Raw genomic sequence first — 15,066 nt, forward strand, 5'->3', positions numbered from 1 at the left:
AGGGGCAATGATGCTTAGGTTGAGACCTTATCGGTTCTGGTTTGTCGTCGGAAGCCAGCATTTATATGGACAAGAGGCGCTTGCAGAGGTCGAGGGGAATTCGCGGAAGATGGCGGAAGGGCTGAATCGCGGAGGAAATCTCCCCTTTGACCTGGAGTTTAAAGGGGTACTGACGGATGCTGAAGCGGTTTCCCGGCTTGTGTTGGCAGCCAATGCCGATGAAAATTGTGCGGGAATTGTGACCTGGATGCACACGTTCTCGCCTGGGAAGATGTGGATCGCGGGTTTGTCATCCCTTCAGAAGCCGCTGCTTCATTTGCATACCCAGTACAACCGGGATATCCCCTGGCAGTCCATTGATATGGATTATATGAATCTGAATCAGTCCGCCCATGGTGACCGGGAGTTTGGGTATACCGTAACGCGCTTGCATATTCCCAGAAAAGTGCTGGTCGGTTATTGGGAGCATAGTGAATTGCAGCGGAAAATGGGTGCGTGGATGAAAACGGCTGTCGCTTTCGGGGAGAGCCGTCAGATCCGAGTGGCGCGGTTCGGAGACAATATGCGCAATGTAGCGGTATCGGAAGGCGATAAAATCGAAGCACAAATCAAATTTGGCTGGACCGTCGACTATCATGGAATCGGCGATTTGGCTGAGAGGATGAAGACTGTTTCGGATGAGCAGGTTGATAGGCTCTTTGAAGAATATACAGAATTGTATGAAATGGATGCGGAAGCACTGGTGCCCGGTTCCCTCCAGGATTCGATCAAAGAGCAAGCCCGAATTGAATTAGGGCTGAGAGCATTTTTGGAAGAGGGTCGTTATACGGCTTTTACGACCAATTTTGAAGACTTGCATGGGATGAAGCAATTGCCTGGGCTGGCTGTACAGCGGTTAATGGCGCAAGGGTATGGTTTTGGCGCCGAAGGGGATTGGAAAACAGCGGCCCTGACTCGTTTGCTGAAAATTATGAGCGATAATCAGACGACTTCTTTTATGGAGGACTACACCTACCATCTGGAGCCTGGAAATGAAATGATTCTTGGTGCCCATATGCTGGAGGTTTGTCCGACAATTTCTTCGGAAAAGCCGCGCGTGTCGGTACGGCCATTGTCAATTGGCGGGAAGGAAGACCCGGCCCGGCTTGTGTTTACCGGGAGAGGCGGTCGAGGCATTGTGGCTTCTATGATAGATGCGGGCGGACGCTTTCGATTGGTCGTCAATGAAGTCGATGCTGTCCAGGTAGGGGCAGAAACGCCCAATCTGCCTGTAGCCAAGGTGTTATGGAAACCGCTGCCTTCCTTTGCGGCTGCCACAGAGGCCTGGATTTATGCAGGAGGCGCCCATCATACCGTGTTTTCCCTTGCCGTCACAAAGGATCAGCTTTATGATTTTGCTGATATGGCTCAGGTAGAATGTGTGATAATAGATGAAAACACGGAATTACGGAGGCTGCGGCAAGAGCTGAAGATAAACGAAGTGATCTGGAAATCGAATCGCATAACTTGATGAATGATGAGGTGCGTTTAGTGGCAGAAACGAAGTACAACAAAGTCAAAGGGTGGATCAAGTCCAAGATTTTGGATGGCACCTACACCCCTAACCAAAAAATTAACTCGGAAACCGAACTGATGAAGCAGTTTGATGTTAGCCGACATACCGTCCGGATTGCCATCGGTGAGCTCGTCAATGAAGGATGGCTTTACCGGGAGCAAGGAGCGGGGACGTTTTGTGCCAATCGCTCTGCGGTTGAACAGGAAGGGAAAAATCCGGGTGATAAAAAGATTGCGATCATTACTACCTATATTTCCGATTATATTTTTCCTTCTATTATCCGGGGTGCCGAGGCGGAAATTAGCCGCGAAGGCTACCAGGTCAGCTTGTTCAGCACAAATAATGATCATGAAAATGAAAAACGGATTCTGGAAACGATTTTGTCACAGCGGTTTGACGGTGTGATTATCGAGCCGACGAAAAGCGCGATTTCCAATCCCAATATCAACTACTACCTGAATTTGGAATTGCTCCATATCCCCTATGTGATGATTAATGCCTGTTACGATGAGCTGGAACCGATCAGTGTCGTTATGAATGATGAAAAGGGCGGATATATGCAGGCAGAGCATTTGATCAAATTGGGCCACGAGAGGATCGTAGGTTTTTTTAAAACGGATGACATACAAGGTTCCAAGCGGATGAAAGGCTTTATTAAAGCGCTGCGGGATTATGGAATTCCGATTAAACCGCAACATATTCTCACCTATTCCACAACGGAAAAAATGACGCGGCCAGCAGAGTATTTAAGCAAATTACTGCATTCTGCTGAGGAAAAGCCAACCGGAATCGTCTGTTACAACGATGAGTTGGCGATGAGGCTGTTAGATGTCATCCGAGAAATGGATTTGGCGGTGCCGAGAGATATTTCCATCGTTGGATTTGACAACTCTTTATTCGCGGAAGTATCGGAAGTCAAGCTGACTACGATTGAGCATCCGAAATCCGGGTTAGGGAAGCTGGCTGCGAAAATGGTACTGGAAATGGTTGCAAAAGGGAAAAGTTCCCGAAAAGGGATGGATATCGAGTCGTTCATGTTTGAACCAAAGCTAGTGGTGCGGAAGTCGACCAGGAGTCTGAGGGCGGACCGGGAATTGAGCGCTGAGGTTGTAGTTGGGGAAGCAGGGGTTGAGTTGGGAAAATCTTGATCTGGATTGTGCTGGAGTGCGGTGTTCCAGCACTTTTTTTGTACCTGCAGCGATGGTTATCGCCTGCTCCTGCAGGCTTTGAGCAAGCCAAGCATTTTCTTTGCGAATCAAAAGAATGGCACCACGCGGCGCTCCCAAATAAGTACATATTTGGTAAGATGATAGGGAAGGAGGGAGCAAACCGTGATCATAGCCACGAAACTTCATATTCCCCGATCACGAAGCCCGCTTGTTGTTCGTTCCAGACTCACCCATCGTTTGCATGAAGGGCTGGATCGTGCGCTTACCTTGATCACAGCGCCTGCCGGGTATGGCAAAACCACCTTGCTGGGCGAGTGGGTGACGACGCTGGAAAATCCCGTCGCCTGGGTCTCTCTTGATCAAGCGGATAATGATCGCATGCGCTTCTGGGCACATACCATTGCGGCGCTAAAACAGGCCTATCCGTCTTTTGACGAACAGGCTGTGCTTCGTCATGCCGTGGAAGATCCATCGGGGTTCTCACTGATTGCCACGCTCGTCAACGGGCTTCATCGTATACCGCAAACGACGGTGCTCGTATGGGATGACTTTCATCACATCGAGGAAGCGTCCATATTCAAGGGAGTCACTTATCTGCTGGAACGCTTGCCGTCACATGTTCATCTCTATCTCGCAAGCCGAAACTTCCCATCGTTGCCCCTCTCGAGAATACGGGCGGGAAATGGGTTGAACTGGCTGGATGCAAGCGATCTCCGCTTCTCTTCGGATGAAACGACTGAATTTTTTGCGAAGTGCGGCGGTATGGACATGGCCATCGAAGACGTGGCTGTCGTACAAAAAAAGACGGAGGGATGGGTAGCGGCGATGCGATTGGCGATCTTATCGTTGCATGAACATGCTGATCCCGCATCGCTGGTCCGGAAGATGGCGGGAACGGAACGTGACATATCGGATTATTTTTTCGATGAAGTGTTATCCTATCAGTCTGAAACGATGCAGCAATTTTTGCTGCAAACGTCGATTTTAGATCGGATGACGGGCGAACTTTGTGAGGCGGTAACTCACATAGCCGAAAGCGATGCCTACCTGCAACAGTTAGACAGGGAAAGCTTGTTTCTTGTGGCTCTGGACGAGCGTCGGGAGTGGTACAGGTACCATCATTTGTTTCAGCAGTTTTTGAAGGCGCACCTGAAAAGGCGGGAGCCGCGGCGATGGCAAACCCTTCACATGGCAGCGGGAGAATGGCTAGAAGCGAACGGGTATCCTCGTGAAGCGGTGAATCATTACCTGGAGGCTGCCAGTTACGAACATGCGCTTTCATTAATAGAGGCGATTACACCAGAGCTGATGGCCAATGAATGGACGACGCTCTGCACGTGGCTCAGCGCTATTCCCGATTCACTGTTATTTGCTAGGCCGATGATGCTTTTGACAAAGCTCGCTTCCCAGTACATGTCCGGGCATGTCGAAGCGGCCACAGTCGGGTATTGGCGAGCGGTTCGCAGGCTGGAAGAGGACACAGCTTCCCTTCATCCTTCTGAAGCCGAAACATTGCATGCCGGACTCGCTTTTCTGACCGCATTTCGCACGTTTTTGGATCGGGATTTTGAATATGCCGTTCAATTTTCAAAGGAATATGTCGAGAAACAACCGGAAGGCAATCTCTTCATTGGATTCGGAAGCGACCGGGATGGCTATCATCCGCTGTGGGACATCTATGTGTCGGATGACGGCCTTCGACTGGCGGAACAGGTGGTAACGCCCTTGCTGTCGATTTGGTCCGGAACCCGAAACGTGTATTTTGTTGCTCATCTGTATATCGACTTTGGAAAAATGCAGTACGAACGAAATCGCTTGGTCGAAGCGGAAAAGGTGATGCGCCAAGCCTATGATATTGGAAGAACGCATCATAATATAAGCCTGATGACCATCGCGGCGCTATGGCTTGCTCGCATTGCCGCCGTGCAGGGAGACGAGGAGATGGCAGACGACAGATTACAAGAGTTAGCCAAACTAGCGTCTGTGAAGGCGAATCCCAATTTGTCCGGGAAAATGGCCTTGTTCCGAGCCATGCAAGGCTGGATGCGTGGGGAAGAGAAACCGATGAGACAATGGCTGAGAAAGAGCGGCTTGCGATTTCAGGATGAGATTCCGGTATCCATGATCAAGGAATATGATCTGCTGGCTGCTATACTGGCAGAGCAGGGAAAAATCGAGGAAGCTGCATCTTTAACGGAGCGTCTCCTCTTTGTTGCTGGAGAAACAAGACGGCAAAGCGATTACATTCGCCTTCTCGTTCGTAAGAGCAGAATTTTTTTTCTTCAAGGAAGGATTACAGAATGTATGGATGTATTAGAAGAAGCGCTTGCATTGGCGTGGCCCGAAGGATACATCCGAACCTTTGTTGACGAAGGGAATGCCTTTGGGCAAATATTGGATCGATATATCCGACTGCGTCAAAATCAACATCGCCGCCCCAGTCATAAGGTGCCTTTATCCTACGTGAAACGATTGCTCAGACTGTTCCCGCCACTTGAAAAGGAAGCCAGCATTCCCCCAGAAAGAACGGCGGTTGCTTTAACAGCCAAAGAACAATGTGTGCTTCGTTTGATGGGAACAGGGATGTCCAATAAAGAAATAGCACTGAAACTGAATGTTTCCCTGGCAACCATAAAAACCCACATTAACAATATCTATGGGAAATTACAGACGAATAATCGATTGCAAGCGCTGGAACGAGCCAGAACACTACAGTTGTTCTGACCCGTTCCTCTTTTTTTGTATAAATCATCTCCACCTCCCTGCTCAACCTTTTTGATCTTTTGTGCCAGGCAGGGTTGATCACAAAGGGATTTGGAAGTTAGTATAATGAGTTGGATAAAGCTATGAAGTGAGGGCAGGAGGATGATGAGGAGATGAATGTTTTAAAGATAAGGCAAATGAACATACCGAAGCGTTACAACGTGACCAGGATTGGTTTACTCATGCTGACTATACTTTTCGCATGGTTGGGTACAGACACTAAAGAGGCAACAGCAAGTGAAAGTGATTATGAATATCAGGAGATTGCCGGTGGTGTAGAGATTACGAAATATGTGGGCACGGCGAAAGATATAACGATTCCGGATACGTTAGGCGGTAAGGGCGTTATACGAATAGGAAATACAGCTTTTCGTAATAAAGATCTGACAAGTGTGACGATTCCGGACAGTGTGACGACCGTCGGGGAATCCGCATTTGCATCCAATCAACTCGAGAGTGTGACGATTCCGGACAGTGTGACGAGTATTGGGAGGTGGGCATTTCAAAACAACCGACTCAAAAGTGTACAAATCGGGAACGGTGTGACGAACATCGAGACTTCCGCATTTGCATCCAATCAACTCGAGAGTGTGACGATTCCGGACAATGTGACGAACGTCGGACATTACGCATTTAAATCCAATCAACTCGAGAGTGTGACGATCCCGGACAGTGTGACGAACATCGGGGATGGGGCATTTGATGACAACCAACTCGAGAGTGTGACGATCCCGGACAGTGTGACCAGCCTTGGGGAGGGGGCATTTCGAAACAACCGACTCCAAAGTGTACAAATCGGGAACGGTGTGACGAACATCGAGACTTCCGCATTTGCATCCAATCAACTCGAGAGTGTGACGATCCCGGACAGTGTGACGAGTATTGGGGGGTGGGCGTTTCGAAACAACCGACTCCAAAGTGTACAAATCGGGAACGGTATGACGATCATCGGGAATGGGGCATTTGAAAACAACCAACTCGAGAGTGTGACGATCCCGGACAGTGTGACGAGTATTGGGGGGTGGGCATTTCGGAACAACCGACTCCAAAGTGTACAAATCGGGAACGGTGTGACGAACATCGGGACTTACGCATTTGCGATCAATCCCCTTAAAGTGATCATCGGGGAAATTGAATCTCAGGCACAAGACTATGCCCAAAATAATGACATTCTATTTCTGAATTTCGATCCATGGAGCAGCGGCGGACAGGAGCAAAAGGAAGCGGCGACGACTGTCAAGGCGCTCTGGAGCAAAACGTTCAGCTTGCAATATCAGTGGACAACAACTGAAGAGACTCCGGCTTTGCCAACCGAACCGGAAGGCGACGGCTGGACGGCGTTTGAAAGCGGAGATACCCTTAATCACTCCCTGGATGATGCGCAAACGACAGATAGTACCTGGTATGTGCACATTTATGCCGAAGATGAAGATGGCAAGGAATTATTTACAGTCCATTCCGGAGCATTTCTACTTGAAGTGCCGGAACAGGTCGCCAGGCCGGTGGCAGATCCTTCCGGTGGTGTGGTTCCTTCCGGCACCAAGGTGACATTGAGTACGCCAACTGAAGGAGCGACGATTTACTACACGACAGATGGCAGCGAACCGACAAGCAGCAGTGCCGAATATACCGCGCCCATCGAAGTGACAACAGAGATGACGATCAAGGCGATTGCCGCGAAGGACGGTATGCTCGACAGCGAAGTGATGGAGGAGCATTATACGATCTTGTCTCCCGAGCAAGTCGCCAAACCGGTTGCAGATCCCTCAGGCGGTGCGGTTCCGTCTGGCACAAGGGTGACATTGAGCACGGCGACCGAGGGAGCAACAATTTACTACACGACGGACGGCAGCACGCCGAGCCGCAGCAGTATGGAATATACCGCACCAATCGAAGTTGCTTCGGAGATGACGATCAAGGCAATTGCTATAAAGTCCGGCATGCTCGACAGCCAAGTAATGACCGAGTCGTACACGATCTTGTCTCCCGAGCAAGTCGCCAAACCGGTTGCAGATCCCTCAGGTGGTGTGGTTCCTTCCGGCACCAAGGTGACATTGAGTACGCCAACTGAAGGAGCGACGATTTACTACACGACAGATGGCAGCGAACCGACAAGCAGCAGTGCCGAATATACCGCGCCCATCGAAGTGACAACAGAGATGACGATCAAGGCGATTGCCGCGAAGGACGGTATGCTCGACAGCGAAGTGATGGAGGAGCATTATACGATCTTGTCTCCCGAGCAAGTCGCCAAACCGGTTGCAGATCCCTCAGGCGGTGCGGTTCCGTCTGGCACAAGGGTGACATTGAGCACGGCGACCGAGGGAGCAACAATTTACTACACGACGGACGGCAGCACGCCGAGCCGCAGCAGTATGGAATATACCGCACCAATCGAAGTTGCTTCGGAGATGACGATCAAGGCAATTGCTATAAAGTCCGGCATGCTCGACAGCCAAGTAATGACCGAGTCGTACACGATCTTGTCTCCCGAGCAAGTCGCCAAACCGGTTGCAGATCCCTCAGGCGGTGCGGTTCCGTCTGGTACAAGGGTGACATTGAGCACGGCGACCGAGGGAGCAACAATTTACTACACGACGGACGGCAGCACGCCGAGCCGCAGCAGTATGGAATATACCGCACCAATCGAAGTTGCTTCGGAGATGACGATCAAGGCAATCGCGATGAAGTCCGGCATGCTCGACAGCCAAGTAATGACCGAGTCGTACACGATCTTGTCTCCCGAGCAAGTCGCCAAACCGGTTGCAGATCCCTCAGGCGGTGCGGTTCCGTCTGGTACAAGGGTGACATTGAGCACGGCGACCGAGGGAGCAACAATTTACTACACGACGGACGGCAGCACGCCGAGCCGCAGCAGTATGGAATATACCGCACCAATCGAAGTTGCTTCGGAGATGACGATCAAGGCAATTGCTATAAAGTCCGGCATGCTCGACAGCCAAGTAATGACCGAGTCGTACACGATCTTGTCTCCCGAGCAAGTCGCCAGGCCGGTGGCAGATCCTTCCGGTGGTGTGGTTCCTTCCGGCACCAAGGTGACATTGAGTACGCCAACTGAAGGAGCGACGGTTTACTACACGACAGATGGCAGCGAACCGACGAGCAGCAGTGCCGAATATACTGCGCCCATCGAAGTGACAACAGAGATGACGATCAAGGCAATCGCGATGAAGTCCGGCATGCTCGACAGCGAACTAATGGAGGAACAGTATACGATTGAAACGATACCTGCACCTGCGAATCTGACAGCTTCGGCAGCTAATCGTTCCGTTACATTGGAGTGGGATGCGGTCACGGAAACAGGCAGCGTGACTTACGCGGTTTACCAAGCAGAAGGCGCATCAGCTCCGGTCGATCCGGCGAACTGGAGGCTCGTTCAATCGAATATTGCAATGAACTCCTACATCGTCACCGGATTAACGAACGGAAAAACGTATGCATTCGCAGTGAAGGCTGTCTCTGCAGAAGGAACCAGTGATTTCTCCAATGTAGCGACAGCGACCCCAAGAGCATCAGGAGGTAACAGCGGTTCCGGTGGTGGTGGCGGAGGTCGCGGGTTGTCCAACAATGCGGATCTTGCGGATCTGCAAGTATGGGCGGGAGGCAAACCATTGAATCTAAGCCCTTCATTTGCTTCTGGAACAACGGCATATACGGCACGTACAACATCCGAACAAGTGGAGCTTGTAGTAAAAGAAGCGCACTCCGCAGCCAAAGTCATTCTACAGGATAAAGTCATGGCCGACAGGGCGAAAGTCGATCTGGAGGAAGGCAAAAATACGTTCGTATTAACGGTACGAGCAGAAAATGATGCGGAGAAAAACTATACGTTGACCATTTACCGCGAAACGCCACAACCGTCCGAACCGGCCATTGAATTTTCCGATATCGCCGGACATTGGGCAAAGAACTACATCCTGCGTGCTGTAGAGAAAGGCTTCGTTAGCGGTTATCCAGACGGCACATTTAAACCGAACAATCCGGTCACTCGCGCCGAGTTTACCGTGATGCTGGCAGGCGCTCTGAAACTGAAAAGTGAAGGTACAGCACTTACGTTTGCCGACAACGAACAAATCGGCGAATGGGCAAAACAAGCCGTTGCACAGGCGGTAGAGGCGAGAATTATCGATGGATACGATGATGGCAGTTTCCGGCCGAACAACCGCATCACGCGTGCAGAGATGGCGGCGATGATCGCCCGGTCCCTTACATTGCAGACGAATCCCGGCATGTCAACCGGCTTTGCCGATGATGAAGTGATTCCACAATGGGCGAAAGGTGCAGTCGAAGCGATCCGCAAACTTGGCATTGTCGATGGGCGGGGAGGAAACCGTTTTGTAGCAAACGAAATCGCAACCCGCGCAGAAGCGACGGTGATGCTGCTTCGGATGTTGGAAGTCAACAAATAAAGATGTGCGCCCGAATTTGAGGATTCGGGCGCTGTGCTTTTTATACGCAGGATACGTACCGTGGTCATAGAAAAAACACCTCCAAGCTGTCCCATATCTTATGCATGGTCGGATTCTCTTGTAGGTGTTTTGATTTTTCTTATGTTACGGGGTCAGTCCAACGTGAGAGTGTTCGCCTTGAGCCACCATACCGTCTCCGGTTTCCTCCCCTGTTTCATAGCGTTTTACTGGTGTCCACTTTCAAAACGACCGGACAGTGGTCGCTCCCCATGACATGGGCATCAATCTGGGCGTCGACCAGAGAAGGGGCAAGTCTGGCGGAAGCCAGAAAATAGTCGATGCGCCAGCCGATGTTTCGCTCGCGGACTTTCGGCATAAACGACCACCACGTATACGCATCGGTGCTGTCCGGGTAGAAGTAGCGGAAGGTGTCAAGAAAGCCTGACTCCAGCAGTTGCGTCATTTTTCCCCGTTCCTCGGGCGTAAAGCCGGAATTGTTCCGGTTTGACTTTGCGTTTTTCAGGTCAATCTCCTGGTGCGCGACATTCAGATCGCCGCAGACGATGACAGGCTTGTCCGCGTCCAGCCGCAGCAGGTACTGGCGAAAGCGGTCTTCCCATTCCAGCCGGTAGTCCAGCCGCGACAGATCACGCTTGGCGTTGGGCGTGTAGACGTTGACCAGGTAAAACGCCTCGTATTCCAGCGTGAGAATCCGTCCTTCCGCCTCGCTGTCTTCCTCGATGCCGTAGCGGACGGAGAGCGGCTCGGCTTTGGTAAATACCGCCGTTCCGGAGTAGCCTTTTTTGACAGCGTAATTCCAGTATTGGTGGTAGCCCGAGGCGAACTCGGTTTCGATTTGCCCTTCCTGCAATTTCGTCTCCTGGATGCAGAACACATCGGCGTCCGTTTCCTTGAAGTAGTCGACAAAGCCTTTATTCACACAGGCTCGCAAGCCATTTACGTTCCATGATACCAGTTTCATATCTGTGTGTTCTCCTTTGCGGCGGTTCGTCCAAACCCGTTCTTCCTTTTTATTATAGAGAAAATACGTGCAAAAAGGGAAAAAAGGCGGCATAGAAAAAGACCGAAGCCAAAACTTCTGCTCTTCGGTCCTGGTGGTTCGTATGTTTAGCCGTTGCGGGCGATCTCATCGCGCACGAGCGGAGCGACTTTTGTTCCCAGAAGCTCGATCGCACGCAGGATGTCACGGTGTGGCAGCGTACCGACGTTGATGTGCAGGAAAAACCGGTTGATTCCCAGTTGCTTGCGCAGCAAAATCATCTTTTCGGCGACGAACTCCGGATCGCCGACGTAGAGCGCTCCCCGCAGACTGCGCGCCGAGTCGAAAGTGGCGCGGGTGTACGGTCCCCAGCCGCGTTCGCGTCCGAGCACGTTCATCTGCGCTTGTGTCGGCGGGAAAAACAGGTCGGCTGCCTGCTCGGTCGTATCCGCGACAAAGCCGTGCGAGTGTGTGGCGATTGGCAGCTTGTCTGGATCGTGGCCAGCCTTTGCAGCCGCTTCCTTGTACAGGGCGACGAGCGGCGCGAAGTTCTCCGGCGAACCGCCGATGATGGCAAATGCGATCGGCAGCCCGAGCATCCCCGCCCGGATCGCCGATTGCGGGGTACCGCCGCTTGCGATCCATACCGGCAGCGGGTTTTGGACGGGGCGAGGATAGACGCCGAGGTTGTCGATTGCCGGGCGCAGACCCCCGCGCCACGTCACTTTTTCCGAATCGCGGAGAGCCAGCAGCAGCTCCAGCTTTTCCGCGAACAATTGGTTATAGTCATCCAGGCTGTAGCCGAAGAGCGGGAAGGATTCGATGAACGAACCCCGTCCGGCCATGATTTCGGCCCGGCCGTTGGAGATGCCGTCCAGGGTGGAGAAATCTTGGAACACGCGAACCGGATCGTCTGAGGACAAGACGCTGACGGCGCTGGTAAGGCGTATTCGTTTGGTCATGGGAGCAGCCGCAGCCAGGATGACAGCGGGCGAGGAGCTTGCATAGTCAGGGCGGTGATGCTCACCGATACCGTATACATCCAAGCCGACCTGATCGGCCAGGACGATCTCCTCCACCGCATTGCGCAAACGCTGCGCGTGGCTGATTACTTCTCCAGTCGCCGGGTCTGGTGTCGTTTCCAGGAATGTGCTGATTCCAATTTCGAAGCTCTTTGCCTGTTCGCTCATAGTCTGTTCCTCCTTTATACCTACACACTACGGGTACTGCCAACCGTTGTCAAATTTCGATGTGCGGCTGTATGATTTCAGGACTGAAAAAGCAAAAGGCCACCTCGAGAGTGACCTTGTTTTGCCGTGTTGCGATTCGAGTTTCTGTCATAATCCCGCCGTTGACATGAGGCACTTGTCCGGTGACAAAGGACGAATCGTCGGAAGCCAGATAAATGTACACCGGTGCCAGCTCGAACGGCTGCCCTGCACGTTTCATGGGTGTTTCCAAACCGAAAGGGTCCATATCGGACCAGGTGCCACTGCATTGACACGAATGCCTTTGCTGACCAGTTGGAGGGACAGGGAACGGGTAAAGGAGACGATGGCACCCTTGGTCGAGGAATAATCGACAAGCAACGGGGCACCTGCATAAGCGGTGACGGAAGCGGTTGAAATAATGGAGCTCCCTTGTCCGAGGTAGGGGAGTGCGGCCTTGGTCATGTAAAAGTGCGGAAAAATATTGGTACGGTACGTATTTTCCAATTGTTCGTCGGTGATGTCCAGGATGCTCACTTGCGGGAACTGGACTGCTTGATTCAAACCTTTTGTGAAAATACGTGCTGTCCTGATTGAGCGAAACCTTTTCCACTTTCCTCCGTCTAAGCAGTATTACGCCACGATGCTGCACGAGGAGGAAGCTGTGCATGAACAAATACATCCTGGGAATCGGCGCGGCTGTGCTATTGCTCGCACAGAGCAGCTCGTTTCCCGTACACGCTGCCGACTATTCCGCGATCCAGCCGTTTTTGGCTGCGAACGGCAAGATCGGCTTTAGCAATGGAAAGGAACGAGTGACGAATGCAATCTACGACGAGAGCATCCAGTACCCGACCAGCATCATAGTTTCCGCAGGCGGGAAAAAAGGAATTCTTGACGCCCGGACAGGCAAGCAACTGACACCTGTGATCTGGGATTCGATCGACATTCCGAGCGACGGAAACATTGCGATCCTCCAGCGGGGAGGGTGGTTCCAGCACCTCAATCTGCAAACAGGCCAGCTTTCGGACACGAAGTTCGTCGGGGCGCACACATACTTCCTGTCTGCTGCCTATCCGGCCGTGATTGCGATGGGTGGAGAGATGCAGATGCTGCTCGATCCCGCAGGCGAGATACTGCTGCCGCCGTTTGCGGGAACGATCATGTTCGTCGACCTGGTGGCAACGAGTGACAGCGAAGAAACTGGAGAGGGAGCACAACAGGAGGGCATGCGAGACAGCATGCGCTTCGTGGCGACACAGACTGCTACGAAGTTTACATTGTACGACCCGGCTGCGATGAAGCCGATCTTCTCGCTGGAAAATGCCCGGTATCTCCCCCAGGATGGCGCGCGTACCGCCTATATCCGGGTACAGGTGGGCGCTAAACAAGGCCTTGTAGACAGCAGGGGCAACTTCGTGCTTGAGCCTGTATACGACCGTCTCGTCTTTTGGAATCACGGATATGTCCGTGTAGAGAGCGAGCAGGGAGTCGGCTTGTGGAAAGATGGACAGATGCTGGCGGAGCCTCGCTTTGCCGACGTCGGGATCGAGTCCAGTACGGACGAGGTGTACCATACGAAAAGCGCCGACAGCAGTACGGTCACCTACCACACAGTGGAGAAGCAAGGTACTGTTCCGCTGAAAACGGGAGCCGAATATTTGCTGCACGGCTACGTTCTGGGCCAGGACCCGAAGACTGGTCTGTACGGCGTAGTCGAGGCGGGCGGTGAAGTGGTCATCCCGTTTCAGTATCCGCGTATCGAAGGACCGCCTGCTGCGCGCCTGTTCATCCGCTCCGACGGGAAAAAAGGGCTGATCCCCGCCAATGGGCTGCCGATGCAGGAGCCGACCGTCTGGTTTGACACGGTGACGACGCTCGGTACGTACAGCATGCTGAGCATACAGGACGGCAAAAAGATCGGTCTGTATTCGGAGAGCAAGGGACTTTTGCTGGCCCCCGAAGCCGGCAGGGTCATTCGCCATGAAGCGGATGCGGGTTACTTGGTACAGGTGACCGAGCCGAACGGGGAAACATTGTACTTCCGAATGGACGGTACGCGCGTCGACCCGCAGGAATCTGCGCGGATGCCGGTGACAGACGCTTTGGATGCCTCCTTTCTGCCAGGCAGCGATGCGCTGCTGATCGAACGGCAGACCGAGCGGACGATTGACAGCTACAGCGGCGCACTCTACCTCGATGCCGAGGCTGGGTTGGTCGTGGGGACCCAAGATGGCGGGCAGACCGCAGACCTCTACACTCCCGAGGGCAAGCCGGTGGCAGGCGAGATTCAGGTTCCTGTGTTGCCGGGCGTCCAGGAGGGAACGCCTGTCGTGTTTGCCAAGCTGGGAGAGGCGGTCTACACCGTAGGCAAGAAAGACGGTCAGGAAGGCTGGGCATTGGTCAAGCTGGCAGATGGGCAGTTTTCGGCGGTCAGCGACTTTGTCTACCGGGATTTCGCTGTTCGTGAGCTTCACGGCAAAAGACTGCTGGTGCTGACCCGCATGGACGGAATATTCGACCTGTGGGCGTTGGGGGAAAACCGCGAGCTTGCGCAATTGAATGAAGTCGTCGCGTTCCAGACGCCCGAATCCCGCGACGTCCTGCTGGTCAAGTCGGCTGCGGGCTGGGATGTCTACAGCTTTGGGCTAAAGCGCCTGAGCGAAGGCAGCTACAGCTCCTTGGAGCTGGCAACGACGCGCGAGGCGGGGGGCAGCGGATTCGTGTACCAGGATGGAAAAACCGGTTTGTACGGACTGCTCGGCGCAGATGCGCGTCCGCTGACCGAGCCGCTGTATGCGTCGATTCAGGCGACCGACCAGGTATTCAACCAGCGTCCAGGCGTGGAAGCTCCGCCGTTTGTCTTTACGACGACACATCATTTCGGCTACCTGGACGCAGAAGGCAATGAGCTGTTCCGCACAGAGCGAAACTAACCCGT

General features: G+C 52.8%; 7 protein-coding genes and 1 pseudogene. 5 read left to right on the forward strand and 3 right to left on the reverse strand.

The annotated features are described in order from the left end of the window. Positions 1–10 precede the first annotated feature (10 nt). The 4 genes from araA (at position 11) to ACAF76_RS04250 (ending at position 9,917) form a co-directional block, all read left to right on the forward strand. Positions 11–1,510 (forward strand): L-arabinose isomerase, encoded by a 1,500-nt coding sequence (araA, locus tag ACAF76_RS04235; RefSeq protein WP_421617589.1) that lies wholly within the window; start codon positions 11–13, stop codon positions 1,508–1,510. Further along, complete coding sequence (locus ACAF76_RS04240) at positions 1,510–2,703, forward strand: GntR family transcriptional regulator (protein WP_421617898.1); 1,194 nt, start codon at positions 1,510–1,512, stop codon at positions 2,701–2,703. The genes araA and ACAF76_RS04240 overlap by 1 nt, the downstream gene beginning before the upstream one ends. A gap of 183 nt (positions 2,704–2,886) precedes the next feature. Beyond that, complete coding sequence (locus ACAF76_RS04245; protein ID WP_421617590.1) at positions 2,887–5,448, forward strand: LuxR C-terminal-related transcriptional regulator; 2,562 nt, start codon at positions 2,887–2,889, stop codon at positions 5,446–5,448. Between the two features lie 221 nt (positions 5,449–5,669). Next, entirely contained in the window at positions 5,670–9,917 is a 4,248-nt protein-coding gene (locus ACAF76_RS04250) for a chitobiase/beta-hexosaminidase C-terminal domain-containing protein (RefSeq protein ID WP_421617592.1), read from the forward strand. A 214-nt stretch (positions 9,918–10,131) separates the two neighbouring features. Here the strand turns inward: ACAF76_RS04250 and ACAF76_RS04255 are convergent, their stop codons facing one another. From ACAF76_RS04255 to ACAF76_RS04265, 3 genes and pseudogenes are all read right to left on the reverse strand, one after another. Continuing rightward, complete coding sequence (locus ACAF76_RS04255; RefSeq protein ID WP_400162663.1) at positions 10,132–10,899, reverse strand: exodeoxyribonuclease III; 768 nt, start codon at positions 10,897–10,899, stop codon at positions 10,132–10,134. A gap of 146 nt (positions 10,900–11,045) precedes the next feature. Continuing rightward, the gene (locus ACAF76_RS04260) at positions 11,046–12,107 is read right to left on the reverse strand and encodes an LLM class flavin-dependent oxidoreductase (RefSeq protein ID WP_400162664.1); all 1,062 of its coding nucleotides are present in this window, start codon (positions 12,105–12,107) and stop codon (positions 11,046–11,048) included. 139 nt (positions 12,108–12,246) lie between these two features. Further along, a pseudogene (locus ACAF76_RS04265) lies at positions 12,247–12,689 on the reverse strand (SDR family oxidoreductase); the annotation flags it as partial. A 104-nt stretch (positions 12,690–12,793) separates the two neighbouring features. On the opposite strand from ACAF76_RS04265, the gene ACAF76_RS04270 reads away from it, so the two are divergent. Then, complete coding sequence (locus ACAF76_RS04270) at positions 12,794–15,061, forward strand: WG repeat-containing protein (RefSeq protein ID WP_400162665.1); 2,268 nt, start codon at positions 12,794–12,796, stop codon at positions 15,059–15,061. The last annotated feature ends 5 nt before the right edge of the window (positions 15,062–15,066 follow it).

The sequence above is a fragment of the Brevibacillus sp. TJ4 genome, assembly GCF_044627595.2.
Classification (GTDB): domain Bacteria; phylum Bacillota; class Bacilli; order Brevibacillales; family Brevibacillaceae; genus Brevibacillus.